The organism is Coprococcus sp. AF102-57, assembly GCF_027686195.1.
GTDB lineage: Bacteria > Bacillota > Clostridia > Lachnospirales > Lachnospiraceae > Allocoprococcus > Allocoprococcus comes.
The window spans coordinates 1-753 of record NZ_JAQCSY010000056.1; the positions used below are offsets into that span (position 1 = coordinate 1).

The following is a 753-nucleotide window of genomic DNA, read 5'->3' on the forward strand; positions in this document are numbered from 1 at the left end:
TCCCTGTGGAAGCCGATGGGCTTTATGATGTCCTTGCGGTCGGTCAGGATGTTGTATGCGATAGCCCCGGAAAGCAGCGGGTCACGCTGGAATACGGTCAGGCAGTTCCGTATGCTCTGACGGACACCGCCTTTCTCGGTAGGCTGCATGGCGTTCATGGTGTTTTTTAGTTCTTGCTGCGTCTGCGGCTGCAAGCTCTGCCATTCGCTGTTCAAGCTGTATCACATCCTTTCCGTATTCCGTAATCAAAGCCGCTTTTTCCTCTGTTTCCCCGAACAGCAGCACATCCAGCAGATATTCCACATGGTCTTGCTTCTGTAAGGCTTCCACAAACCGGGGATGAAAGACTTCCTCCGGGGAGTGCGGGGCATATTCCTTTCTCCACACTCGGAGTAGGTGGAGATAATCGGCAAGAATACGGAAGCAGCGGTTTTTTGCTTCCTGAAACTGTTCCTCCGGGGAATTCCAGTCCTCATAGGAAAGCCCGAAGTCCTGTGCCAGCTGTACGGCGGCTTCTTTCTTTCCCAGCCCATACAGGGCGGCGGCAAAATCAATCACATCCCCATCCGCACCGCAGCCGAAGCAGTGGTAACGCCGATCCAGCTTCATGCTTGGGGTTTTATCATGATGGAACGGGCAGCAAGCCATCCCGTTCCGCCCTACATGGATTCCATAATGCTCCGCAGCCTGTCTGGTTGTGACGGACTGCTTCACAGCTTCAAATACATTCAAATCTATCCCTCCTTGAAAAAA

General features: G+C 53.0%; 1 protein-coding gene. It reads right to left on the reverse strand.

Annotated features, from left to right (window positions below; translation table 11 throughout):
• Positions 1-81 precede the first annotated feature (81 nt).
• Entirely contained in the window at positions 82-732 is a 651-nt protein-coding gene (locus PGZ10_RS16540; RefSeq protein WP_270541906.1) for a CHC2 zinc finger domain-containing protein, read from the reverse strand.
• Between the last annotated feature and the right edge of the window lie 21 nt (positions 733-753).